Here is a 26760-nt window from a genome sequence, read left to right on the forward strand (position 1 = left end):
CTTTAATGGTTTGTTTAGAACCATCTTTCATATTCAGAACAACTAAATACATTCCTGAATTTAATCCTCCTAAATGAAGAACAGACTCTGGTTTATCAAAAGTTTTAACCAATTTTCCTGATACATCTACTACAGAAATAGATTTCACATTTGAAATATCTGAAATATTCAAAACATCAGTAAATGGATTTGGATAAGCTTTGATATCATTCTTAGACTTAACAGATTCTGCAGTTGACAAACTCGCGTCATAAGCCGAAAGCTTGAACTGCCCATTAGTTGAAGCACCTCCAACAGTTCCAGTATATCTCCAAACACTTACATAAAGCGTAGTTCCCGGTGTCTGTCCTGTTAAAGAAACTAAAGAGAAACTTCCATCTGTAGAAGAATCATCATCACAAGCAATGCTTGTCAGCGATCCGCAAGTACCACTATGAACAGAAAGTACAGTATCCATTAAACCTGAACCTGCAACACTTTGTGTTTCTATTGTGATACTACCACTTGAAGGAACAACTACAGAATACCACACATTATCACCTCTGCTAGTTTGACAAGAAGTTGTACCATCCGTTGTAGCACCAACATTAGTAGTAGTTATAGCATTTTGAGCAAAATTTGCACCTGGAACCAAAGCAATTGCTCCAGAGCATAAATCATTAACAGGAGGAGTAGTAAGCAATGTAAATGATACCGGACCTGCCCAAATACTATTTTCAGAAGCACTACATTTAGATCTCACCCATACATAATATGTTGTTCCGGAGGTTCCGGTAATTGTCTGTGTTGTTCCTGTAACACCTGGATACGTAGGAGTCGAAGAAGCTGTAGGTGCTGTCGAAGTTGTACCTACATATACATCATATTCATTTGGTGCTGATAAAGATGCTGTCCAAGAAACATTCGCCTCTGTAGTTGTTGGCGTACTTGAGGTTAAAGCAGTTGGTGCTACACATGCAGGAGCTGTTTCTACAACAAAATTATCAACGTAGAAATTATAATCAGGTGTATCATCGACAGTTCCATCAGAACCAAAGACTGCAAATTTAACCTGATTAGACGTAGACGCAATAGGATAAGTAAAAGTATTGCTAGTATTATTTGGTGCATTAGCAGCATTCCATGTTTGTATAACCGTCCATGTCACTCCATTATCAGTAGACATCAGAACATTTACAACATCATCAGAACCCATTGCAGAAGTTGCCGTACCCGAATACGTTGTAATACCATAATTAAATTTCACCTGGTATCCTCCCGCTGTTAAATTAAATACAGGAGAAATAAGCCATCCTGCTCTGCCAGTTGAAAACAAGTTTATTCTTGCGGCTCCTGCAGATGTATTATTTAAAAAGCCGTCTTCTATCCAGTAGTTTGTCGTACCTGTTCCAGGACCTGTAGAAGGTGTTCCTCCGTTAGCTAACGTCCAGCATGCTCCAGGGAAAGTTGAAAAATCATTTGTATAATTTGGTACATAAACATTACAAGCTGTTTTAAATGTAGCCATAAGAGACCATTCACTTTTCGTTGAAGACGTACAAACAGATCTAACCCAGATATAATAAGTTGTATTAGCTGTTAATCCCGATATAGAAGTACTTACACCAGAACTTGTTCCCGAAGCCGCCGTAGCTGCCGTAGGAGCAGTATTTGTTGTTGAATAATAATATTCATAACCGTTTGCAGGTACTGTAACCGAAGCCGTCCATGCAACAGTAACACCATCAGAAGTAATATTTGATGTAACGATTGAGGTTGGCTCTAAACATGATGGTATCAACTCTACACTAATGTCATCAAAACGTACAGATCTAGATGTACCACCTCCGCCGTGTCTAAAAGCCAAATACTGATTTGTTCCGGCTGGAATATTTACAGTATACTGAGTAAAAGTTGTAGTTAAGCTTATCGGATTTCCAATTGCCACAAATGTACTTGCATCCATAGGATCAGATAGAGTACCTACTTCCATGGTATAACCTGCACCGCCTCCATTTGCAAAAAATCTCACTCTGTTATTACCATTCATCAAATTAGTTGTCGGAGGAGAAACCAACATTCCTCCACCTGTTGTAGCAGTGTCTGTATAAATATAATATCCATTAGGTGATGATGTATTATAGGTATAAACATAACCATATCCTCCCCAACCAGAAGGCTCAAGATACTTCCAGCAATTTGGAGCATTAGTATTTGTAGAACTTCCTACAGCAGTAGTATCAAAATTCTCAGAGTAAGGAGCATTCGTGCTTACACAATTTGTTGTAAAAGAAGAAGCGGCTGTCCAGATACTTCTATCAGTTCCAACACAAACCGATCTAACCCAAACATAATAAGTAGTACCAGGTAACAATCCACTTAAAGAAGCAGATGTAGTGGTTGAAGTTGTTGAGTTTGTTGAATTTAGAACTGTTGAAGCTGTTGGTGCAGTATTAGAAGTACTATAATATACCTCATATCCGTTAGCTGGAACCGAAAAAGGAGCAGTCCAGTTAACTGTTGCCGTTGCTGTTGTAAGGTTAGAAACAGTAACTCCTGAAGGCACTATACATGTAGGAGGAGTCCATGTGAATGTTTGTCCTGAAGCAGGAAAAATCAAATTATCACGATGAACACTTGCCGAATTGGTTGTTCCCGCTGTTGTTGTTGCCCAAGATCCTGTTGCAGAAGCAGATCTATTATTAAAGTCACTATTAGAAGCACCTCTTAATCCGATCTCATTTGTTCTGGCAGTTGTGTTAATATTAAAATTCGGGCCATAAACAACAGAAACAGTATTTGTAGATTCAGCCAATCTCAATTGAAAATTAAGATAATTGCTTCCAGATGCAGATGTACTGTAATCATTATAACCAATCCATTCAATCACAAAAACTCTGTTAGGAGCGTTACCTTCAGTAGAGGTTAAAACTTTACCCGTACCGTATCTGATAACCGCCGTAGAGGAACTCGATGTAGSAGCTGCAGACATTGTGATTGTACCGGCAGTTTCATCAAAAGCAGTTACAGTTGTATTTGCAGGGATCCCGTTTACATTATTCAATAACTTTCCTACTTCAATTCCTTTAAAAGAAGCAACATTCGTTATTACATTCGAGCCACTGGTTGTTACCCCGGAAGTAACAAAAGCTCCCCACAAATCTCTATTCATTACACCAACAGCGCCAGAATATCCACTAGATGTTGAAATAACGGTCGAGCTTGTACTTGTTGTTGCTCCGAATGTTACACCCCCATTAGARTTAACGTAAACCGAGGTATAACTGTTATTGTTAAAATAAAAATTAAAAGGAATTGTGGCAGCCCAACCGGAGGTATCATTGGTAGTACTGGTTGTTGCCGCACTTCCCGCTAAAAGAGTACCACTGGAAGCAATACTGTTAAAACTTCCGGAGCTTTGTGCAAAAGTATAGAGACTTACCTGCGCCTTAACGCTTTGTAAAGCTCCAAACATAGCGAGGGTTGCAAATCCCAAGCTTTTCAAACCAAGACAAAGATGTCGTGATTTTTTGTAGAGGTTTTTCATATTCAGTTAAATTAAAATTAGAGGGCTAAATTAATAAATATTAACATTGCACATCAAAAAAAATGTTAAATTTTTAAAAATTTACCAACAATATTTTTATATCTATGAAAAATATTAAACAAACATTTAATTATGGTATATATTTCTATAGTTGAAAAACAGCCGTAAATCCCTAATTATTAATCTATTAATTCAATAGGGTAATTGTTTAATTATAAATAATTATTGAAAAAAATTTCATTAGTATTATGAAATAAAAAGGCCGCAATCTTATTTAAATTGCGACCTTCATATTAATTTATAAACAAATATCAATTCAGATAAAACTCATATTTATTAAGCAGCTGAATATTTTTGATCAGTTCTCCGTTAAGATTTACCGAATGTTTCATCGACTGCACTTCAATATGGGTATCATCCTCAATATTTTTAATGTAAAATTTAAACTTTTGAGTCCCCTGATTTTCATTCAGAACATTCCTGAAGAAATTAAGATCTTCAGGTCTGAAATCCATCACATCCATCACCAGCGAAATACTTTTGGCAAATTTCTCAAAAGCTTCCTGCAATTCAATCACATCATTCACGTTAACGAAGACCCTTCCATCTTTTACCTGAGCAAATTTTATCTTCAAAATCACAAAACGCTGCACTTCAAGCTTCTCTTTCAGTTTCATGTAATCGCGATCTCCCAACCTGAAAGAATACGACCCTGAATAATCTTCCAAAGTAACAAAAGCAACCTTTTCGCCACTTCTGAAACCGTCTTTCACAACATATTCAGTGATCAATCCGGCAACTGTATATTCTTTTCCGCCACCGCCGTTTTCTCTTTCTTTCTGCAGGGTTTTCCAGTCTTTTTTCTTTTCTTCAAACAATTCTTCCTGCTTATTTGCAAAAGCCTGTTCTTTGTAAGCATCCACCTCATCAAGGTTTAAAAATCCGAAAACACCTTTTGGCTCTGCTTTTTTTACAACTTCTTCTATAATTTCCTCCTCTTCACCTGCAACAACATCATCAGACACAATTTCGATTAAATCTGCTGTTTCATCTACAGAATCTTTTTCCAGAATCGGAACTTCATCAATCACCACTTTTGCGACTTCATCTTTTTCTAAAACAGCTTTTTTAGACAAACTTCCCTGCATAAACTGATACTGGAATTTAAATTCATCCAGCGGATGTGCAGAAAGATAAAACCCGATTGTTTCTTTTTCTTTATTTAATTTATGCATATTCGGCCATTCAGGACAAGGTAATAATTTTGGCTGCTCTATCTGAACTTCCTCGGCAAAATCGGCAAAAAGAGAGTGCTCCATCTCGTTTTTGCTTTCCTGAAAGCTTTGCCCGTATCTGATCAGTCTTTCCAAATTGGTTCTTCCCGACATGTCAATATCAAAATACTGACCTCTGTGGTAAGAATCCAATTCATCAAATGCACCTGCCACAACCAAACTTTCTGCTACTCTCTTATTCATTTGAGAAGGCAAAACTCTTTCGAAAAAATCATAAATATTTTTAAATCTTCCGTTGGCTCTTTCTCTGGTGATCCCTTCACTCGGTCCTTCCCCAATTCCTTTAATTGCTCCCAAACCAAAACGGATCTGCCCTTTTTCGTTCACCGAAAATTTATATTGAGATTCATTCACATCCGGTCCCAAAACATCAACGCCCATACTTTTGCAATCTTCCATGAACATTGTGATTGATTCGGTATTGTTAATGTTATTACTCATTACACTCGCCATATATTCTGCGGGATAATTCGCTTTTAAATACGCTGTCTGATACGCAATAAAAGCATAACAGGTGGAGTGAGATTTGTTGAAAGCATATTCAGCAAAGGCTTTCCAGTCATTCCAAATTTTCTCTAAAGGACCTTCATCGAGATTGTTTTTTCTTCCACCTTCGATAAATTTCGGGTACATTTTATTCAGAACTTCAATCTGCTTTTTACCCATTGCTTTTCTCAGAGTATCGGCTTCACCTTTTGTAAAGTTGGCCAATTTCTGAGATAAAAGCATTACCTGCTCCTGATACACCGTAATTCCGTAAGTTTCCTTTAAATATTCTTCAGTTTCGGGTAAATCGTAGACAATTTCTTCGATACCATGTTTTCTGTTGATAAAGTTTGGAATATATTTAATCGGACCCGGTCGGTAAAGAGCATTCATCGCAATCAAATCGGCAAAAACTGTTGGTTTCAGCTCTCTCATGTACTTTTGCATTCCCGGACTTTCATACTGGAAAATCCCAACCGTTCGTCCTTCCTTAAATAATTGATATGTTTTAGCATCATCCAAAGGAATCAAATCCGGATCAATATCAACGCCGTGCCTTGCTTTAACGATTTTTAAGGCATCTTTAATGATTGTTAAAGTTCGAAGACCCAAGAAGTCCATCTTCAAAAGACCTGCACTTTCTGCTACTGAGTTATCAAACTGCGACACCAAAATATCAGCATCTTTCGCCGCAATCGTCACCGGAACAAGATTACTTACATCTTCCGGCGTAATAATTACACCACAAGCGTGAATTCCGGTATTTCGGATGCAGCCTTCCATTTTTTTCGCACTCGACAAAACATCATGACGTGCATCGCCCGGATTATTGAGAACATACTTCATCTCATCAACAAGCTGCTGTTCTTCAGGCTTTAATTTATCATATTTTGATAAAGCTTTCGCAATATTCATTCCCGGACTTGGCGGAATGAGTTTTGCAATATTGTTGGTATCAGGAATCGGTACATCCAAAACTCTTCCCGCATCTTTGATCGCAGATTTTCCACCTAAAACAGAATATGTAATAATTTGCGCAACCTGATTTTTACCATATTTATCTACTACCCATTTGATGATTTTATCACGTCCTTCATCATCAAAGTCAATATCAATATCGGGCATCGAAATCCTTTCAGGATTCAGGAATCTCTCAAAAAGGAGATCATATTTAATAGGATCAACATTGGTAATTCCGATACAATAAGCTACTGCAGAACCTGCTGCAGAACCACGACCGGGACCAACCCAGACTCCCATTTTGCGGGCTTCGTTACAGAAATCCTGTACAATCAAAAAGTAACCTGGATAACCTGTATTGGCAATTACTTCAAGCTCAAAATCCAGACGCTCTTTAATTTCGTCTGTAATTCCTGTTTCTATATACCTTTTTTTTGCGCCTTCGTAAGTAAGATGAGTTAAATATGCCATTTCACCACGCTTTCCGCCATCTATATCATCTTCAGCATGAATAAATTCTTCAGGAATATCAAATTTAGGCAAGAGTACATCCCTTTTTAAAGTATAAGGACTGAATTTTGCCGTAAACTCTTCATACGCATCAAATGCATCGGGATAATTCAGAAAAGCCTCTTTTATCTCGTGAGAATTTTTAATATAATATTCTCCGGTTGCCAAACCTCTTCTTTTGCCAAAGCCTTTTCCAACAGGTGTTGTCAGCTTTTCTCCATCTTTGATACAACTTACAATATCCTGAATATTAGAATCGTCTTTATTGGTATAAAAAGTTTGATTCTGGGCTAAAATTTTAACATCATATTTATCTGCAAAATGCAGCAAAACATCGTTTAAGTGTTCCTCTTCCGGCAATTTATGGTTTTGAATCTGAACAAAAAAATCATCCTGGAAAGTATCTTTCCACCATTTGAAAAGCTCCTCCCCTTTTTGCTCACCAGTGTTTAGAATTGCATCAGGAATATCGCCATGAATTCCTGAAGTTAAAGCAATTACACCTTCTTTGTATTCAGCAATCAGCTCACGACTGATCCTCGGAACTCCGAAATAAAATCCTTTAAGGAAACCAATACTTGAAAGTTTTGCTAAATTTTTATATCCGTTAAAATCTTTTGCCAATAAAACCACCTGTGTTCTTCTGTCGGGATCGTCTTTTGTAAATTGCTTCTGCTCGTAACGGTCTGAAATATAAAATTCACAACCTACAACAGGAATTAAAGGTTCGGAAGCTGGTTCTTCTTCATTAAACACTGTTCCGTTTTCTTCGGCTTCCTGTTTCTTTGCTAAAAATTCTTTATGTTTTTTTGAGCGGTCAGAATTTGCAGATTCAACTGCAGAAACAAATTTGAAAGCGCCCATCATATTTCCTAAATCGACCATTCCTACAGCCGGGAAATTTTCTTCTGTTGCCTTCTTTATCAAATCATTGATCCCTGAAGTCGCCGTCAATGTTGAAAAAACACTTTTATTATCGAAATTGAAATATCTTCCTAAATCAATATCATCGATACTTCCAACATCTGCCTGTTTTTTCTTATTATTAAAATCAGCAACCTGTCTTCTGATAATAATCCCAAAAGGTTTTATCGGATTTGGATGTAAAGTTTTAAAATAAGCCAGCTGATCTTCAGAGGTTTTTAAAACTTCTGCAGGAATTATCCCGATACGCATCATTTCGAAGAAAACCTGGGCTGTAGCATTTACATCGGCTGCTGCGTTGTGTGCTTCGTCAAATTTATGTCCGTAAAGTTTTTCGTATAATTCTTCCAGTTTTGGAGACTTGTATCTTCCTCCTTTTCCACCGCCAAGCTGACAATAATTTGTCCCCAAAATCATGGTATCGGCTTTTGGTTTTTCCTGAAGATTATCTTTGATATTTTTTCTAAAAAATTCTGCCCCGACAATATTGTAATCAAACTCAACATTATGCCCGGAAACAACTCTTACCCGTTCTAAAACTTTAGAAAATTCTTCTAAAATCTCCTGCAGGTCTCGCCCTTCTTCATTGGCAATTTTGGTTGTGATTCCGTGAATTCTTGCAGCATTAAAGGGAATATCATACCCTTCGGGTTTTATTATATAATCTTGATTTTCAATTAAATTTCCATTATCATCATGCAATTGCCAAGCAATCTGTACCATTCTTGGCCAGTTGTCTGAATCTGATAGCGGAGCATTGAAATTTTTTGGTAAACCTGTGGTTTCTGTGTCAAAAACTAAATACATGTAATTTTTCTAGCTTTTAATTAAAAAGAGAATGTAAAGTTACTTCAAATTTTTGTGTTTTGAAATTAGTTTTTATAAATCATTCCTAATCAAGATGTATATTGTTGGTAATTCTGGATACATGTTTTTCATTAAATTTTAATAAAAAATCCAATGAATTCATTTAATTACCTAAAACACTAACACTTGTTAGTGTTTTGTTTTTTTATGTATATTTGCTTCCTATGGAAAATACACTTCACGAGAAAGTTTCAAAAGATATTTTGCTTAAAGCCTACAATCACATGATGCTTGCAAAAGCAATGGCAGATATTTATGAGGAGAACAGAAATGTTACAAAATATGTTCATAGCACATCAAGAGGTCATGAAGCTATTCAGTTGGCAACGGCTTATCAGTTAAAAAAAGAAGACTGGGTGTCTCCTTACTACAGAGACGAAAGTATTCTTTTAGGAATAGGTTTTCAGCCTTATCAATTAATGCTGCAACTATTAGCAAAAGCAGATGATCCTTTTTCCGGAGGCAGATCGTATTATTCTCACCCTTCTAGCAGGGATGAAGACAAACCTAAGATTATCCATCAAAGTTCGGCAACAGGAATGCAGACGATTCCTACAACAGGTGTTGCTCAGGGAATCAAATATATTCAGGATTTTGATTTACAGCAGTTTGAAAATAACCCTGTTGTTGTTTGTAGTCTTGGAGACAATTCTGTTACAGAAGGTGAAGTGAGTGAGGCTTTGCAATTTGCAGCTTTACACCAGCTTCCTATTATTTTCCTGGTTCAGGATAATGAATGGGGAATTTCGGTTACCAAAGAAGAAGCACGAACTTGTGATGCTTATGATTTTGTAGCTGGCTTTGAAGGATTGGGAAGAATGCGAGTTGACGGAACCAACTTTGCTGAAAGCTTTGAAGTGATGAAAAAAGCCATCGATTTTGTAAGAGCAGAAAGAAAACCTTTGGTTATTTGTGCGAAAACAGTTTTGATTGGTCACCACACTTCAGGAGTAAGAAGAGAATTCTACAGAGATGAAGAAGATTTAACAAAACACAGAGCGAAAGATCCCGGAGAAATCCTGAGAAATCAATTGCTTGAATCTGGTGTTGATGAAGAATTATTAAAACAAATCACTAAAAAGGCTCGTCTTGAAGTAGAAGAAGCTTTCGAAAAAGCTCAAAAAGCCGAAGACCCTAAGCCTGAAACAGTGATGCAGCATATTTTCGCATCCACTCCAATTACTGAGGAAGTGGGAACCCGTGAACCGGAAAACGGAGAAAAAATCGTGATGGTAGATGCTGCCATTCATGCCATTCAGGAAATTATGTGGAAACATCCGGAAGCCTTGTTGTACGGACAGGATGTTGGAGAAAGAATTGGTGGAGTTTTTCGTGAGACAGTAACTTTAGGTAAAAAATTCGGAAGCAAAAGGGTTTTCAACACCGCAATTCAGGAAGCTTATATTATTGGTTCTACAACCGGAATGAGTGCAGTTGGTTTAAAACCGATCGTTGAAGTACAGTTTGCAGATTATATTTATCCGGGAATCAACCAGCTGATCACGGAAATTTCAAAATCAAGTTATTTAAGTCAGGGTAAATTCCCTGTAAGCAATRTTATTCGTGTTCCAATCGGAGCTTACGGTGGTGGCGRACCTTATCACAGCGGAAGCGTGGAAAGTATTTTAGCCAATATTAAAGGGATTAAAATCGCTTATCCGAGTAATGCAGCAGATTTTAAAGGTTTATTAAAAGCTGCTTATTATGATCCGAATCCTGTTGTAATGTTGGAACATAAAGGTTTGTACTGGAGCAAAGTTCCGGGAACTGAAGATGCAAAAACAATTGAACCTGCGGAGGATTATATTTTACCTTTCGGAAAAGGAAAAGTAATCATTGAAGCTGATAAAAATGAAACTGAAAAAGGTAGAACTTTATTAGTGGTAACATACGGAATGGGCGTTTATTGGGCAAAAGAAGCAGCCAAAAACTTTAACGGACGAATTGAGGTAATTGATTTGAGAACCCTTATTCCTCTGGATGAAGAATTGGTTTTCGAAAGGGTAAAAGCGCACGGAAAATGTATCGTTCTTACTGAAGAACAGTTAAATAATTCGTTTGCAGAAGCTTTCGCACACCGTATTTCTAAAAACTGTTTCAAATATCTTGATGCGCCTATAGAAACAATGGGGTCTCTTGATACTCCTGCTGTTCCAATCAATTTAGTTCTGGAAAAAGAAATGCTTCCAAATGCTGAAAAGCTCAGTGCAAAAATTGAAGAAATGCTGAAGTATTAATTTAAGCAAAAAATAAATTTAAACCTCTGATTATTTTGGAGGTTTTTTTGTACACTTTTTGCTAACTTGAAGTGAATAAATTTTTTCCTTCATAATGATTACCACAAAATACGTCAATTACAGACAGGTTCTTAATCTATCAGGATTTCATGTAATTCTGATCTCGCTTTGGTGTACATTGATTGCTGTACTTTTCCATTTTTTCCATTGGGATTGGATGATTATTCCATGGGTTCCCGTTGCGCTGATTGGTACTGCAGAAGCATTTTTGGTGGGTTTTAAAAACAATCAGGCATACGACAGATTGTGGGAAGCCCGAAAGATCTGGGGCGGAATTGTAAACTCGAGCCGTTCGTTTGCGTCTATGGTTTACGCTTTTGATACCAATAATGAAAATTTAGGAAAATTTGATATTGAAGACCGCAAAAAAAAGATTGTCTACCGTCATATTGCGTGGTTGTACCAGTTCAGAGACCAGCTTCTGATTCCCGCAGAATGGGAACATATCAAAGTGGAAGAAGAACAATTCAAAAACATAGATCAAAAACGGAACCGCCTTATAAAAGCAGGCTTCCCAGATTACGGAAGAACACCTATTTTCCTTAATAAATATTTGTGTGAAGAAGAAGCAGAGCTTCAAGATCATTACAAAAATTTTGCAACTTACCTTATCGCCCAACAATCGAAAGATGTAAATGAGCTGAAAAATATGGAAGCGATTTCTGAATTCAACCAGATCCAGTTGCAAGATTGTCTTAACGAATTTTATACTTTGCAGGGACAAGCCGAAAGAATTAAAAAATTTCCCTTACCGCGACAGTTTGCAAGTACAGCATTTGTTTTCAATGTTATTTTTATAATGTTGCTTCCTTTAGGTTTGGTAAGTGAGTTTGCTAAACTCGGACACTGGGGAATTTGGGCTTCTATCCCGTTCTGTATTACGATTGGCTGGATTTATATCATTATGGAACTCGTGGGTGATTATTCTGAAAATCCTTTCGAAGGTTTGATGTTTGATATTCCGATGCTTTCCATTTGCAGGGCAATAGAAATTGACATTCTTCAAATGACCGGCGAAAATGATCTACCCGATGCGATTACTTCTAAAAATGGTGTTTTAGTGTAGTTTAAAAAAAATTTAATGTATTCGCGAATCTCTCGCAGCCCGACCTGAGTGGAGCTCTTTTTGCCGGAGCGCAGCGGAGGCAAAAAAGCGGGAACGGAGGGCGGTAAAGCTGCCCAAATAAAAATTATATTACAAAATAATTTTCGTGGTATTTTTCACTTCTGAAATTGTAAAAGAGCTGTGTGTACTTGCAATATGCTGCAAAGTGGTGAGTTTGGTCAGCATAAAATTCCTGTAATCATCCATGTCTTTCAGGCAGATTTTCAGGATGTAATCGTAATCTCCGCTTACATGGAAGCATTCGGTAACTTCCTGCAGATTCATCACTTCTTTTTCAAATTGCATCACGTATTCTTTTTTGTGCTGCGTTAACTTCACATGACACAAAATCAAAAATTTTCTGTCGATTTTTGTTTTGTCTACTAATGCAACATACCTGGAAATTACACCGGAATTTTCGAGTTTCCTGATGCGTTCGTACACCGCAGTTACCGACAGACCGAGCTTGTAAGACAGCTCTTTGGTGGTTTGCTTGCAATCTTCCTGTAAATATTGGAGCAGTTTTTTGTCTGTTTCATCAAAGTTCATAGATYATATTTTACTGAAATTAAGAATATAGCAAATATAACCAACTTAAATTCTACTAAAATACATTTTAATAGATTTATTTTCTAAAAATTTAAATTTCAATTGTTATAAGCATTAGAAATATTCATTTTTAAAAAAAAAAAAGATGGACCAATTTAATGCAGCAAATGAGATACAGGATCTTCAGTATTTTGGAGAGTTTGGTGGTGTAAATCCTTCAATTTCTGACAGCTCTACCTACACTTTTCTTTCTGCAAAAACGATGTTTGATACTTTCGAAGGAAATGCAGAAGGCTGTTACCTTTACTCAAGACATTCATCACCGATGAATCTTTATCTTTCTGAGGCTTTGGCAAAAATGGAAAACACCGAAGCCGCCAATGTTACCGCTTCAGGAATGGGAGCTATTACTTCTGTTTTGATGCAGGTTTGCAAATCGGGTGACCATATTATTTCGAGCAGAACAATTTACGGCGGAACGTATGCTTTTATGAAAAATTTTCTGCCACCTTTTCAAATTGAAACTTCTTTTGTAGACATCAATGATTTTGATTCTGTCGAAAATTCTATAAAATCCAATACTAAAATTATTTATTGCGAAAGTGTAAGCAACCCTCTTCTGGAAGTTGCCGACCTTAGAAAACTTTCGGAAATCTGTAAAAAGCACAATTTAAAGCTTATTGTAGATAATACTTTTTCACCACTTTCTATTTCTCCTACTCTTTTGGGAGCAGATATTGTTATCCATTCTTTAACCAAATTCATCAATGGAAGCAGCGATACTGTAGGCGGAGTTTATTGCGCAAGCCAGGAATTTATCAATGATACCAAAAACGTAAATAATGGTGCTTGTATGCTTCTCGGTCCTACAATGGACAGTTTCCGTTCTGCAAGTATTCTTAAAAATTTAAGGACCCTTCACATCAGAATGAAACAACACAGCCATAATGCGATGTATCTTGCCAAAAGATTTGAAGAAGATGGGCTAAAAGTTTCTTATCCCGGTTTAAAATCTCACAAGAATCATGATTTAATGAAAAGCATGATGCACGAAGAATACGGGTTTGGCGGTTTGCTTACTTTAGACGCAGGAACAACCGAAAAAGCCAACGAGCTGATGGAAATGATGCAGCAGGAAAATCTCGGTTATTTAGCGGTAAGTTTAGGCTTTTACAAAACTTTATTCTCATGCTCCGGAAGCTCGACCTCATCAGAAATTCCTGAAGAGGAACGTGAAGCAATGGGAATTTCAGACGGATTAATAAGATTCTCAATCGGTCTCGATCACGATATCAAACGAACATACGAAAAAATGAGAGAATGCATGCTCAAAACAGGCGTTCTCAACCATGAAACCATTTCATCCATATTCTCCTAATTATTTTGTTATAAAAGCTGTTGAAATTTCGACAGCTTTTATTGTTTTTAACTTAACCGTAAAAGATATTTTTGCGAAATATTCTTAGAGCATTTTCAAAAGCTCACAAAATTAAAACTCTTGTTTTTCTTTGAAAAGTTTCGCTCCTACGGAGCTCAATGTATTTCTGAGAATCATTTGCTACAAAGGTTTTGCTCCTACGGAGCAACCTCAGCATTTCAACAAATTTTTGCGTTAAACACTAACTTTTTCAACGCAAAGTTTAATGAAATTTTCTTATTATTTTAAGTGAGCAAAGAGGAATCAACAAGTTGATTTGAAAAAGCGTTTGTTTCAAGCTCTGTGAAACAAATTTATTTGCCTTTGCTTTCTAAATATCAACGTTTTAATAAAAATCTTTGCGTCAAAAAAAGTTCACTGAAATAAATAATATGAAAAAACTTTCGTGGTAAAATTAAACTTTATGAAAATGTTTCGGGAATGCATTCTCCGGTTTCATTTTTAAAACATTCAGTAAAATCCAGGATTTTAAAAACCCGTAACCGTAAGAAAACATCTGAATGTAGGTTGAGATAACTGCCATTCCTGCAATGGCAATATTTTTAGTCACGATTAAAGCATGAATCAACACCATGAACGTGTACAAACCGAAAAGAGAAAGAACAAAACCCTTTCCTAAAATAAAATATTCGATAAACCCCAAAACATAACCCAACAAAAACAACGTAGGAAACGCAAAAGAAATTTTTACGTAATTAGGGTGTCTCTGATTAAGAATCGGTCTTGCACAACCAAACTGATAAACCTGCTTTGAGAATTTTCCAAAGTCTACTCTTCGTTTGTGATACACTGCAATATCATCAAAAAAAGCTGTGGTAAAACCATTTTCCCAGAGCGTCATTGAAAGATCCGGGTCTTCACCGATTCTCATCTCTGAAAAACCGCCAACTTTTTCGAAAACTTCTTTTTTCACACCCATATTAAAGCTTCTCGGCTGAAATTTTGAAACGGATTTTTTACTTCCTCTGATTCCGCCTGTTGTAAAAACGGAGGTCATTGAATAGGAAATTGCTTTCTGCATCAGATTGAAACCTTTGTGCGCTTTATCGGCTCCACCAAAAGCATCACACGGAATAGTAAGAATATCATTTTTTATATTTTCAATATAATCTTTCTCTACAATCACATCGCTGTCTACAAAAACCAGCCAGTCATTTGCCGCTCTTTTTGCTCCGTAATTCCTCGATAAACCAGGTCCTGAATTAGTTTTTTTGAAATATCTTATGTTTAAAATTTCTTCAAAATTATGAATCGTAGGTTTCAGATCTATGAGAGAACCATCATCAACAATAATCACCTCAAAGTCTTTATCAGTCTGAGCATTGAGTGAATTGAGAAGTTCGAAAAGCTCGTCTCTTCGGTTAAAAATAGCAACAACGATGGAAATAGTAGGTTTCAAATTGAAAATTTTTCAAAATTAAAGATTTGAAAAGAAATCACAATGTATTTTAAAACAATTTATGATTATTTAAATAGAATTAATGAATTTAAAATAAACAACCAACACCGTTGAAATCATCAACAGGATAAAAGAAATGCTGAACAAAAGCAATTTAGGAAGACTTTTAAAATAAAAAAGCTGGAGATGGTAAAGCGCGAAAAAAACGACAAATGAAATAACAAAACCGATAAGAGCGCAAATAAGTAAAGTCTGTGTGAAATGTAGTTCCGGCAAAGGGTTTTTAAACACGATGAAATAAAGAATGGAAGCGATCACAAGAAAGCTTCCACTCCATAATTCTGTTGTGTATTTTGATTTTTTTGAATATTTAGTTTTCGCATTTTTTCCTGACTTTTTAGAAGAATCCAAAGTCAGAAAGTCTGCTAATAAATCTAAACCATCAAACCAATCAAAAGGCATATTTTATTTTTTGTTTTCGTCTAATTTATGTACTTTTTTCGTTCCTTCATACATTTCGTACTGCAAAAATCTTGTTTCCAGCTTTCCGTTGAAAAGCTTTATTTTTCTTGAAGGTCGAAGTCCTATTTTCTTTACCGCTTCCAGATCTGAAGAAATCAGCCAGGCTAAAGTATTCGGATAATTCGTTTTGAAAGTGTCACCAACTTTTTTGTAGAAATCATCATCATTAATCGAAATTCTCTCGTCATAAGGCGGATTGAAAACCATTAATAACGGGAACATATCTTTTTTGGAGTCGAAGAAATTCTGCTTTCTTACTTCGATGATGTCTTCCATTTCGGCAGATTCTATATTCGTTCTGGCTGCATTCAGCATTCTTGCATCAATATCGTAACCTACAATTTTACCTGTAAATTCTTTCACACGGTTTACACGAACTTCTTTTATTTTTGAAAATAATTCGTGGTCATAATTTTTCCAGTTCTGGAATGCAAATCTCCTTCTGAAAATCTGTGCAGGAAGATCTAAAGCAATCATTGCCGCTTCAATCAAAAGCGTTCCCGAACCGCACATCGGGTCAAGGAAATTTCCTTTTCCGTCCCAACCTGCCAATTGCAGCATTCCGCTTGCCAAAACTTCGTTGATCGGCGCTTCACCTTGTTCTTTTCTATAACCTCTTTTAAATAAAGGATCGCCTGAAGAATCTAAAGAAATCGTTACCAATTCTCTGTCGATGTGCAAATGAAATTTGATATCCGGAGATTTTGTTTCGATGCTCGGTCTTTTTCCGTATCTGTTTTGAAAAAAATCGACAATCGCATCTTTCATTTTGAAAGTCATAAACTGAGAATGCTTGAATCTTTCAGAATTTACAGTTGAATCTATCGCAAAAGTCTGATCTACGCTCATAAAATCATCCCATTCAAATTTGAAAAGCTTATCGTAAAATTTGCTTTCATTAAACGCTTTAAATTCTACAATCGGAATAAGGATTTTGAGGGCAGTTCGTGCAGAATAATTAATTTTATATAAAAAGCCTAAATCGCCTTCACAGTTTACTGCACGGTTTTTTAACTCTACATTTCTTCCGCCTAACTTTTTGATTTCTTCCGCAAGAATTGGTTCCAATCCGAAGAATGTTTTTATCTGTATTTTTAGATTTTCTGTATCCATTTTGCAAAAATAGCGATTTTAGTTGTTGGTTGTCAGTTTATAGTTGTTAGAAATCATTATTATTAATAAAACCATCAACCAACAACAATGAACCATCAGCCAAAAAACACTATTTTTGCAAAATGGAATGGTTTGAATCTTGGTTTGATACCCCTTATTATCACTTATTATACAGCAACAGAGATTACACAGAAGCTGAAAATTTCATTACTAAACTTACGTCAGAACTAGAGCTTCCTCAATCAGCAAAAATCATTGATCTCGCTTGTGGAAAGGGAAGACATTCGGTTTTTCTTAATAAATTGGGTTATGATGTTTTAGGTTTAGACCTTTCGAGACAAAGTATTGAACACAACAAGCAATTTGAAAACCAAACGTTGATTTTTGATGTTCATGATATGCGAAATCCTATTGACTACGATCCTGTAGATGCGGTTTTTAATCTATTTACAAGCTTCGGATATTTTGATCGTGAAGAAGATGACAGGAAGGTTTTCAAATCGGTTAGTCATGCTATAAAAAAAGACGGCTATTTTGTATTGGATTATCTGAACGAAGAGTTTGTACGAAATACCTTAGTTCCGGAAACCGTTATCAGCAGAGAAGGAATTGATTTTAAAATTTCAAAGAAAATTGAAGGCAGACATATTGTAAAAGATATCAGGTTTGAAGCAGACGGAAAATCTCATCATTTTTTTGAAAAAGTAAAGCTTCACACTTTAGAAACCATTAAAAACTATGCTGAAGAAAGCGGTTTTGAAAGGATAAAAATCTGGGGAGACTATCAATTGAATAATTTTGATAAAGATATTTCGCCGCGTTGTATCAATTTATTTAAGAAAAAATAATGATTTACATTCTTCTTATTTTAAGCGTCGTTGCCGGAGTTTTGCTCGGTAAATATTTTGGGCAAAAAGAAAAATTTTCAAAAAATTTATTGATCTTAAGCGCCGGATTTTTAATAACCATCTGTCTGAATGAAGTTTTTCCGCAGGTTTACACTTCAGACATTGGAAATTTGGGGATTTTCGTCATTGGCGGAGTTTTGCTCCAAATGATTCTTGAAGCTTTAACGAAAGGTTTCGAACATGGGCATTTTCATCATCATAATGAAAACAATATTCTTCCCATGGCTTTGATGGTCGGTCTTTTCATTCATGCTTTTATTGAAGGAATTCCTTTGGCAAATGAAACGAATCCGTTTTCACCTTATTTGTTGGGAATCTTATTTCACAATCTTCCGATTTCCTTTATTCTGGGCGCGTTTTTGTTTAACAGAACAGGTTCAAAAGCATCGTATCCTTCAATTTTAATTGTAGCTTTATTTGCTTTGGCATCGCCACTCGGAATGCTTTTAGGAAATTATTTCAATCCAGATTGGCAACCTTATTTTTTAGCGATTGTAGGAGGAATTTTTCTTCATATTTCTTCAGTCATTATTTTTGAAAGCAATAAAAATCACAATATCAACTGGTCTAAAATAGGTTTGGTTATTTTGGGAGTTTCGTTAGCTTTAATGATGCATTTGTTTCATGATCATTCACATGCAGGACATCATCATTAATCTAAATTTTAAAGCAAATAAATCATTTATCTAATTTTCTTGCCACCCAATTGCACGAAATATTAATAACTACTCATGAGACTAATAAAAAGGCTTCGAGAAAATTTCCCGAAGCCTTTTTTTATGTTTTTAAAATATTATTTTAGAATTTCCATCCTACCGTTAAGAAGAAATTATTTCTTACGTTTTTAACATCAGAAACCACCGAATATGGAGTTACTACATCAAAATCTCCTGAATAATATCCTGTACCGTAGCTTTCGTTACCACTCAGGAAAGGATTTTTATATTCTGAACTAATGTTTTGATAAGCTGCATCAATAAAGAATTTACCAAAATCATATCCGATACCTGCCCCGATTGTATTTCGGTCTCCTAAAATCAGGTTGCTGTAATTACGATCTGCTGCATTTCCGTTATTATCGAATGCACTGATTGTCATATTATCAAACGGACTTGAAGCATAAGAATAACCTCCTCTTATTCTGAAGGCTTTAATTCTGTATTCAGCCCCTATTTTTATTTCTGATAAATTTTTGTAGGTATCGCTAAAGAAAGAATTCAATTCGCTTTCCGCCTCACCCTGAACTTTATATTTAGGCTTCGTCAATCCCAAAGTGTAATCTACGTTAATCGCAAAATTCTTAGTAGGAACAAAAGCACCACTTAAAGTAGCTTTCATAGGCGATCTGAAAGTTCTGTCTTCTACAAAATTATCATAATAGATCAGTCCATCAGATCCGGTATAATAGTCTGAATATATTCTATCTACGCTCCACCAGGTAGGAGATTCTATTGAAGCTCCTAATCTGAACTGATTGGTTATTTTACCAATTACCCCCAAAGTCGCAGAAAAACCGTTTGATTTTTCTGAAAACGGAGTATATTGTTTATCAAAAGAATAAATGGTATTGTCTAAGTCTAAACCAAAATTGGCGCTATCATACTGCTCAAGATCAACATAATGCATATTGATACTTGCACCAAGATATAATGCATTATTGTAATTAGCACCTACACCAAGGTTAAACTTAGTTTGAGTTCCGTATCTGTTATACGCATGTCCCAAATAAGCAAGATTTCCTACTACAGCATTTCCTGAACCGTCAACAAGGTTTTTAGGAATTGAAATATTGGTATTGCCTGCAGTTTCTACGTAGTCTTCAAGTGATTGTGTAGAAATGCTTGCTCCCAGATTTATAAATTTCCAAGGAGTTTCTGTCATCAGCTGAAAAGTCGCAACACCTCCTACGTTTCCGATATTTGTTTTGGTAATATTATAATTAACCGAAGAACCTGCTAAAGAGCTTGTATTTTTATTTCCTGTAACTGATAAAGTTGCCGAAACATCACCTGCAATTGCAACCCCTAAACCAGCCGGGTTTGTAAGAAGCGAAGTTGCATCGCCACCCAAAGCTCCGTTAGATCCCACCATTGCATTAAACTTTGATGAACCTACCATTGGCGTGTTTGAATAAACATCGATAGAATTTCTTATCACCGATATATCCTGAGCCTGCAAATAGAATGCTGCAGTTACACCTATTAATACTAAAGATTTTTTTAACATTATTTTTTTTAATAGTTATTAAGTTTAGTTTTATCTGCCACCTGATCTGAAACCACCGCCTCCGCCGGATCTCATACCACCGCCTCCACCGGAAGAGCCACCTCTGAAACCGCCACTGCTACTTCCTGAGTTGAAACCACCAGATCTGAAGCTTCCGTTATTGCTCGGTCTTGTACTTTCATTTCTGTATCTTGGTTGAGACTGTTGTTGATTGTAGTTATAGTTAGGTCTTGAAGGTCTTACTCCGTTGTTCATGTTAGGTCTCATACCGTTGTTTTGATTACGGTAAATTCCTTGATTACGGTAACCTCGGGTATTGTTATTATTTCTGTACCCTCCATTGTTCATATTTGAAGGTCTGTAAGATCCGGATCTCATGCTTGAATTGCTATTTCTAAATCCTGAACCGTTAGTATATGCGTTTTTAAAAGCAGAGTTATTTTGTCTGTAAACTCCAGGTCCTGAAGTTCCAAATCTTCCGTTTGCACCGCTTCTTGCATAAGGAACTCTGTTATAATAACCATAACCACCCCATCCCCAATAAGGATTTCCGTAATAGCCACCCCAATATGGATTGTATCCCCAGTAATTATTCCAGCCATAGTTCCAGCCCATTCCCCAGTAAGGATTGAAGCCTCCCCATCCCCAAGAATTACCCCAGCCGAAAGACATTCCTATGCCCCAACCGTAACCCCAAGGATTTCCGTAACCGCCCCATCCCCAAGGTGAGCCCCAACCCCAACCCATCATTCCCCACGAGTTATCGTAGTAGTTGGTTTCGTTTCCGGCAAAATTACCCCAGTCAGAATCGGTAGCATTATTACTCCAATCAGAATTATTCCAGTTACTGTAACGGTTGTCTTGTTGAGCAGCATTTATCTGAGCATTCTGAATAAGATTAGAATCATCCTGATAATAATCATAATATTCTCCTACTCTGTTTCCTTCATTACCATCAATGATAACACCTTCAGGCAAAGTATCTTTATTTGGGTCGTAATACACCCCATCGGTCTCGCTGTATCCACCCATCTGTGCGCCACAAGACATTAACAGCAACCCACCTGCAACTGCTAAAACCCCTTTTGATTTTAGCATTCCAAGTAAATTTTTATGTATATTTCTTTTCATGATAATGTAAAAATTTTTAATTTAAATTATATTTGCAGTCTGTACCAAAAATATACCAACTTATTGGTAACAAAAATCTATCAAAAATAGATTTTTATTTTTAGATTACATAATTTTAGAAAAGTTAAAATATTAAAAAAAAATTAATGGCAAAATTAACTTCAAGAAGCGAAGATTACAGCAAATGGTATAATGAATTGGTTGTGAAAGCTGATTTGGCTGAAAACTCAGGGGTGAGAGGTTCTATGGTTATCAAACCATATGGCTATGCAATCTGGGAAAAAATGCGTGATGAGATGGACAAAAAGTTCAAAGAAACCGGTCACGTTAATGCTTATTTCCCGCTTTTCGTACCCAAAAGCTTGTTTGAAGCTGAAGAAAAAAACGCTGAAGGTTTTGCTAAAGAATGTGCTGTAGTAACACATTACAGACTAAAAAACGATCCTGATAATCCTGGAAAACTTATTGTAGATCCTGAAGCTAAATTAGAAGAAGAGCTTATCGTAAGACCTACTTCTGAAGCTATTATCTGGAATACTTATAAAGGCTGGATCCAGTCATACAGAGACTTGCCGATTCTTATCAATCAATGGGCAAATGTTGTTCGTTGGGAAATGAGAACCCGTTTATTTTTACGAACATCTGAATTTTTATGGCAGGAAGGTCACACCGCTCATGCTACCAAAGACGAAGCAGTTCAAGAAGCCGAAAAAATGAATAAAGTCTATGCAGATTTTGCAGAAAACTTTATGGCAATGCCGGTTGTACAAGGTCTGAAAACACCTTCAGAAAGATTTGCCGGAGCAGATGAAACCTATTGTATTGAAGCATTAATGCAGGACGGAAAAGCACTTCAGGCGGGAACTTCGCACTTTTTAGGTCAGAATTTTGCAAAAGCATTCGATGTGAAATTCACCAACAAAGAAGGAAAAATAGAACACGCTTGGGCAACCTCGTGGGGAACTTCTACCCGTTTGATGGGTGCTTTAATTATGACCCATTCTGATGATCTTGGTTTGGTACTTCCTCCAACTTTAGCCCCAATTCAGGTGGTAATTGTTCCTATTTTTAAAGGAGAAGAGCAGTTAAACCAAATCAGTGAGGTAGCATTAGATATTCAGAATAAATTAAAACTGAAAGGAATTTCAGTAAAATTTGATAACGATACTCAAAACAAACCAGGCTGGAAATTTGCAGAATACGAATTGAAAGGTGTTCCGTTGAGAATTGCGATGGGACCTAGAGATTTAGAAAATAAATCTGTGGAAATTGCAAGAAGAGACAATCTTACAAAAGAAACCCGTCCGTTGGAAGGCTTAGATTCTTACATTGAAGATTTATTGAAAACTATTCAGCAGGATCTATATACCAAAGCTTTAAATTTCAGAAAAGATAATTTAACAAAAGTAGATTCTTATGATGAGTTTAAAAAAGTTTTAGAAGAAAAGCCAGGATTTATCTATGCGCATTGGGACGGAACTGCTGAAGAAGAAGAACAGATTAAAGAAGAAACCAAAGCTACTATCAGATGTATTCCTTTAGATGATGATGTAGAAGAAGGGGTTTCAATGATTTCTGGTAAACCATCGAAAAGAAGAGTTTTATTTGCGAAAGCATATTAAAACCTGGTATAATAATTATTAAATCTGCAAAAATTCTAAGAGTTTTTGCAGATTTTTTTTGAAACTTATATTTTGGATAGATTTTTGTTTAAATTTATCTAACATTAACTTCAAAATTATTTAATATGTCATTAAACATCATTGATTTTATCAAGGGGCAGCTTGGTTCTGCATTTGTTTCTCAGGCTGCATCGCAACTTGGAGAAAGTGAAGCCGGAACTTCTAAAGCCATTTCTGGTTTACTTCCGGTGATTGTAGGCGGATTAGCCAACAATTCTGACAATACTGCGGTATTGGATTCTATCTCCAATGCTTCCTCAGAAGGCTTTTTGGGGAATCTATCAGATACCGGAGCAGATAATTCTATGATTTCTGGATTGCTTACCTCGATTTTTGGGGATAAGCTGAGCGGAATTATCAATACCATTGCAACTTATGCAGGAATCAGCAACAACTCTTCATCTTCTTTATTAAATTTAGTAACCGGTGCAACAGTAGGTTCTATAGGAAAATATGCTGCAGACAATAATTTAGATCGATCCGGAATTTCATCTTTGCTAAATGATCAGAAAGGAGTTGTTTCTACACTTTTACCGGCAGGACTTTCATTAGCCTCGTTAAACGTGGGCGATTGGGCAAAACGATATGAATTTGACAATGATCAGGACGAAATAAAACCTGTAACACACGAAGAACCAAAAGTTGAAGTAACAAGAAGCGTTGCAGATGGCGGAACTTTTCCCGACAGACCAACATCTTCAGAAGGCGGATCGATCTGGAAATGGCTTTTACCTTTATTATTATTAATTGCAGCCGGATATTTTTTATGGAAGCAGTGTGAGAAAAAAGAAACTACCACGACAACTACCGTTTCAGGTGACAGCTTAAATACTGTCAATGATACTATGTCGACACAAAATGACACCACAACAATGGCAACCACTAAAGTTGACGAAGATATCGATCTGAACGGAACAGCTTTGAAAGGTTATAAAGGTGGAATGGAAGACCAGATGATAAGATTCTTACAATCTGATGGTTACAAAAACGCTAAAGACGATTCTGCTTTAAAAGACTCATGGTATGATTTTGACCATGTTAATTTTAAGATCAATAGCTCAAATGCTTTAGAAGCAGGTTCTGAAGGACAGTTGCAAAACCTTGTTGCTATTTTAAAAGCTTATCCTGATGCAAAAATTAAGATCGGCGGCTACACAGACAAAACCGGTGACGAAGCTAAAAACTTAAAACTTTCTACAGACAGAGCCAACTTCATCAAAGATTGGTTGACAAAACAAGGTGTTGGATCACAAGTTATTGCAGCAGATGGATACGGAAGTGAATTTGCCACAGTTGATGCATCAGCATCTAACGAAGAAAGAGCCGTTGACAGAAAAATGTCTGTAAGATTTGCAAAATAGCCTCTTTCAAAATATAAGAAATCAATCCCGGAAATTATTTTCGGGATTTTTTACATTAACTTCACTTTAATTTCATTTATTTAATTAAATTTGTTAGTCATTTCTAACAATGACACAGTTCAATATGAAAAACGCTTGGCGAAAAGATAAAACATCACATTCATTACCAGAAGTATTCTCTTCTATTTCCATTCCTAAAAAATCAGGCTTTTGGAGAAAATATCTTGCCTTTGCAGGTCCCGGATTAATGGTTGCGGTCGGTTACATGGATCCCGGAAACTGGGCAACCGATATTGCGGGCGGAGCTCAATTTGGCTATACTCTACTTTCCGTAATTTTAATTTCAAATATTTTCGCAATGGTTTTGCAGCATTTGTCTGTAAAGCTTGGTGTGGTTGCAGAGAGAGATTTAGCTCAGGCTTGCAGAGATCATTTCAAACCTACTACCAATTTTATTCTTTGGATATTTTGTGAAATTGCCATCGCCGCCTGCGATTTGGCAGAAGTTATCGGTTCGGCAATCGCATTAAACTTACTTTTTGGGATTCCTCTAACATGGGGAATTGTGATTACAACAATTGATGTTTTAATAATCTTATTACTTCAGGCAAAGGGTTTCCGCTGGATAGAAAGTATAGTTGCCGGATTAATGTTTATTATTCTGGTCTGTTTTGGGTATGAAATTATCATTTCAAAACCTGAAATCAATGCTATTTTAGGCGGTTTAATTCCACAAAAAGAGATCATTACCAATCCTGCAATGCTCTACATCGGAATAGGAATTCTGGGCGCAACCGTAATGCCTCACAATCTCTATTTACACAGCAGTATTGTACAAACCCGTGATTACAAAAGAGATACAGAAGGAAAAAAAGAAGCCATAAAATTTGCTACACTTGATAGTACGATTTCATTATTGCTTGCTTTTTTCATTAATGCAGCCATTTTAATTTTAGCTGCAGCAACTTTTCACACCACGGGAAATCAGCACATTGCAGACATTCATGACGCATATAAAATGCTGACTCCAATTTTAGGAGCTTCTATGGCAAGTATCGCTTTTGCAATTGCACTTTTAGCTTCCGGACAAAACTCTACATTAACAGGAACGCTTGCCGGACAAATTGTAATGGAAGGTTTTTTAAATATCAGATTAAAACCTTGGCTCAGAAGATTAATTACCCGACTCATTGCCGTAATTCCTGCRTTGATTGTGACTGTTATTTATGGCGAACAGGGAACGACAGATCTTTTAGTTTTAAGCCAGGTTATTTTGTCGATGCAATTAAGTTTTGCTGTGGTTCCATTGGTTCTTTTCACTAACGATAAGGCAAAAATGGGAGAATTTGTCAACAAACCGTTTTTAAAAATCTGTGTCTGGATTATTTCCATCATTATCATCATTCTTAATCTTTATCTTTTGTTTCAAACATTTTTTGGAGAATAATTTGTATTTTTTTAAGGAGCTTTTTCCCGCTTTTCGTTACAATCTTTTTTTTCAAAAAAGGATTTTCACTGCAATCGGGGCTAAGAGATTGGGCTTTCAAAAAAAATGAGGGTCTGTTTTTGAATGGAAGATTATTTTTATAAATCTTATTATTTTACCACCCCGTCTTAATTTTCTCTGAAAATTAATCCACCCCTCCAAAGGAGGGGAATTAATACGTCATTATTAAAACAAAAACATTATATAAAAACTCAATCGTCAACAATCCCAATTACTAATTACTAATTACTAATTACTAATAACCAATAACCAACAACAAACTCTGCCTAAATGTCATTCTTTTTTCTTTGGCAGAATGTTTGTGAAACAACTTTGTAAAAAGTTATTGAAATATGGAAAATCAGGATATCAACGAAGAAAATATCAATAATCAGGAAGAAAACATCAACGAAGCTCAGGAAACAGCTGAAGAAAATGTGACAGAAATGCCTACTCCGGAAGAACTTTTGGCAGTAGAAAAAGACCGTTACATCAGACTTTATGCTGAGTTTGAAAATTATAAAAAAAGAACATCCAAAGAGAAAATGGAATTTTTTACCTACGCCAACCAGGAAATGATGGTTTCTATGTTGGGCGTTTTGGATGATTTTGAAAGAGCTCTGAAAGAAATTGCCAAAAATGGTAACGAAGCCGATCTTCAGGGGGTTGAGCTTATTTACAACAAATTTAAAAGCAAGCTTACCGAAAAAGGTTTAAAAGTAATGGAAGTAAGAGCCGGAGACAGCTTCAATGTAGATTTCCATGAAGCGATTACACAAATTCCTGCACCTTCAGAAGATCTGAAAGGTAAAATTGTAGACGTTATCGAAACGGGCTACACCTTAGGAGATAAAGTGATCCGTTTTGCAAAAGTTGTAACAGGAAACTAAAAATCATTAATGATAAATGATCAGTGATTATTGATGACAATTTTCACTTAAGAAATTTTACAACATCAATTATCATTTATCAATC

General features: G+C 36.1%; 17 protein-coding genes. 9 read left to right on the plus strand and 8 right to left on the minus strand.

Going from position 1 to position 26760, the window contains the following annotated elements; genetic code table 11:
* Together AB4Y90_RS02150 and dnaE are read right to left on the minus strand one after the other, a co-directional pair.
* On the minus strand, positions 1–3526 hold a 3526-nt coding region (locus AB4Y90_RS02150), incomplete at its 3' end, for a fibronectin type III domain-containing protein (RefSeq protein ID WP_441555631.1).
* Positions 3527–3837: 311 nt separating this feature from the next.
* Positions 3838–8508 (minus strand): DNA polymerase III subunit alpha, encoded by a 4671-nt coding sequence (dnaE, locus tag AB4Y90_RS02155; protein ID WP_441555632.1) that lies wholly within the window; start codon positions 8506–8508, stop codon positions 3838–3840.
* 224 nt (positions 8509–8732) lie between these two features.
* Between dnaE and AB4Y90_RS02160 the strand changes: the two genes are divergently transcribed.
* Positions 8733–10805 (plus strand): alpha-ketoacid dehydrogenase subunit alpha/beta, encoded by a 2073-nt coding sequence (locus AB4Y90_RS02160; protein ID WP_441555633.1) that lies wholly within the window; start codon positions 8733–8735, stop codon positions 10803–10805.
* A gap of 94 nt (positions 10806–10899) precedes the next feature.
* On the plus strand, positions 10900–11931 hold the full coding sequence (locus tag AB4Y90_RS02165; RefSeq protein WP_441555634.1) for a bestrophin family protein: 1032 nt from the start codon (positions 10900–10902) through the stop codon (positions 11929–11931).
* 129 nt (positions 11932–12060) lie between these two features.
* Here the strand turns inward: AB4Y90_RS02165 and AB4Y90_RS02170 are convergent, their stop codons facing one another.
* A complete protein-coding gene (locus tag AB4Y90_RS02170) occupies positions 12061–12519 on the minus strand; it encodes an Lrp/AsnC family transcriptional regulator (RefSeq protein WP_441555635.1) in 459 nt (152 codons plus the stop codon).
* A gap of 145 nt (positions 12520–12664) precedes the next feature.
* Here AB4Y90_RS02170 and AB4Y90_RS02175 point away from each other — a divergent pair, with 145 nt between their 5' ends.
* Positions 12665–13897, plus strand: coding sequence for an aminotransferase class I/II-fold pyridoxal phosphate-dependent enzyme (locus AB4Y90_RS02175; RefSeq protein ID WP_441555636.1), 1233 nt, complete (start codon positions 12665–12667; stop codon positions 13895–13897).
* Between the two features lie 454 nt (positions 13898–14351).
* Here AB4Y90_RS02175 and AB4Y90_RS02180 read toward each other — a convergent pair whose 3' ends face one another.
* The 3 genes from AB4Y90_RS02180 to AB4Y90_RS02190 all read right to left on the minus strand — a co-directional run bounded on the left by AB4Y90_RS02180 (position 14352) and on the right by AB4Y90_RS02190 (position 16991).
* Positions 14352–15356 carry a glycosyltransferase gene (locus AB4Y90_RS02180; protein ID WP_441555638.1) on the minus strand — a complete coding sequence of 335 codons (1005 nt, stop codon included), beginning with the start codon at positions 15354–15356 and terminating at the stop codon, positions 14352–14354.
* Positions 15357–15425: 69 nt separating this feature from the next.
* On the minus strand, positions 15426–15818 hold the full coding sequence (locus AB4Y90_RS02185; protein ID WP_441555639.1) for a branched-chain amino acid ABC transporter substrate-binding protein: 393 nt from the start codon (positions 15816–15818) through the stop codon (positions 15426–15428).
* A 3-nt stretch (positions 15819–15821) separates the two neighbouring features.
* Positions 15822–16991: a THUMP domain-containing class I SAM-dependent RNA methyltransferase gene (locus AB4Y90_RS02190; protein ID WP_441555641.1), complete on the minus strand. Its 1170-nt coding sequence runs from the start codon at positions 16989–16991 to the stop codon at positions 15822–15824.
* A 122-nt stretch (positions 16992–17113) separates the two neighbouring features.
* Between AB4Y90_RS02190 and AB4Y90_RS02195 the strand changes: the two genes are divergently transcribed.
* The gene (locus AB4Y90_RS02195; protein ID WP_441555643.1) at positions 17114–17839 is read left to right on the plus strand and encodes a class I SAM-dependent methyltransferase; all 726 of its coding nucleotides are present in this window, start codon (positions 17114–17116) and stop codon (positions 17837–17839) included.
* Complete coding sequence (locus AB4Y90_RS02200; protein WP_441555644.1) at positions 17839–18555, plus strand: ZIP family metal transporter; 717 nt, start codon at positions 17839–17841, stop codon at positions 18553–18555. Before AB4Y90_RS02195 ends, AB4Y90_RS02200 begins: the two co-directional genes overlap by 1 nt.
* 142 nt (positions 18556–18697) lie before the next feature.
* On the opposite strand, the gene AB4Y90_RS02205 is transcribed toward AB4Y90_RS02200, so the two are convergent.
* Entirely contained in the window at positions 18698–20125 is a 1428-nt protein-coding gene (locus tag AB4Y90_RS02205) for an OmpP1/FadL family transporter (protein WP_441555646.1), read from the minus strand.
* A gap of 30 nt (positions 20126–20155) precedes the next feature.
* On the minus strand, positions 20156–21256 hold the full coding sequence (locus tag AB4Y90_RS02210) for a prolyl-tRNA synthetase (RefSeq protein WP_441555648.1): 1101 nt from the start codon (positions 21254–21256) through the stop codon (positions 20156–20158).
* A 146-nt stretch (positions 21257–21402) separates the two neighbouring features.
* Between AB4Y90_RS02210 and proS the strand changes: the two genes are divergently transcribed.
* The 4 genes from proS to AB4Y90_RS02230 all read left to right on the plus strand — a co-directional run bounded on the left by proS (position 21403) and on the right by AB4Y90_RS02230 (position 26675).
* A complete protein-coding gene (gene proS / locus AB4Y90_RS02215) occupies positions 21403–22878 on the plus strand; it encodes a proline--tRNA ligase (RefSeq protein WP_441555651.1) in 1476 nt (491 codons plus the stop codon).
* Positions 22879–23003: 125 nt separating this feature from the next.
* On the plus strand, positions 23004–24299 hold the full coding sequence (locus AB4Y90_RS02220; protein ID WP_441555653.1) for a DUF937 domain-containing protein: 1296 nt from the start codon (positions 23004–23006) through the stop codon (positions 24297–24299).
* A 109-nt stretch (positions 24300–24408) separates the two neighbouring features.
* A complete protein-coding gene (locus AB4Y90_RS02225) occupies positions 24409–25746 on the plus strand; it encodes an Nramp family divalent metal transporter (RefSeq protein ID WP_441555655.1) in 1338 nt (445 codons plus the stop codon).
* A gap of 392 nt (positions 25747–26138) precedes the next feature.
* Positions 26139–26675, plus strand: a complete 537-nt coding sequence (locus tag AB4Y90_RS02230) for a nucleotide exchange factor GrpE (protein WP_441555657.1) — start codon at positions 26139–26141, stop codon at positions 26673–26675.
* The last annotated feature ends 85 nt before the right edge of the window (positions 26676–26760 follow it).

It is taken from the genome of Chryseobacterium sp. 2TAF14 (assembly GCF_052115105.1).
Lineage (GTDB): Bacteria > Bacteroidota > Bacteroidia > Flavobacteriales > Weeksellaceae > Chryseobacterium.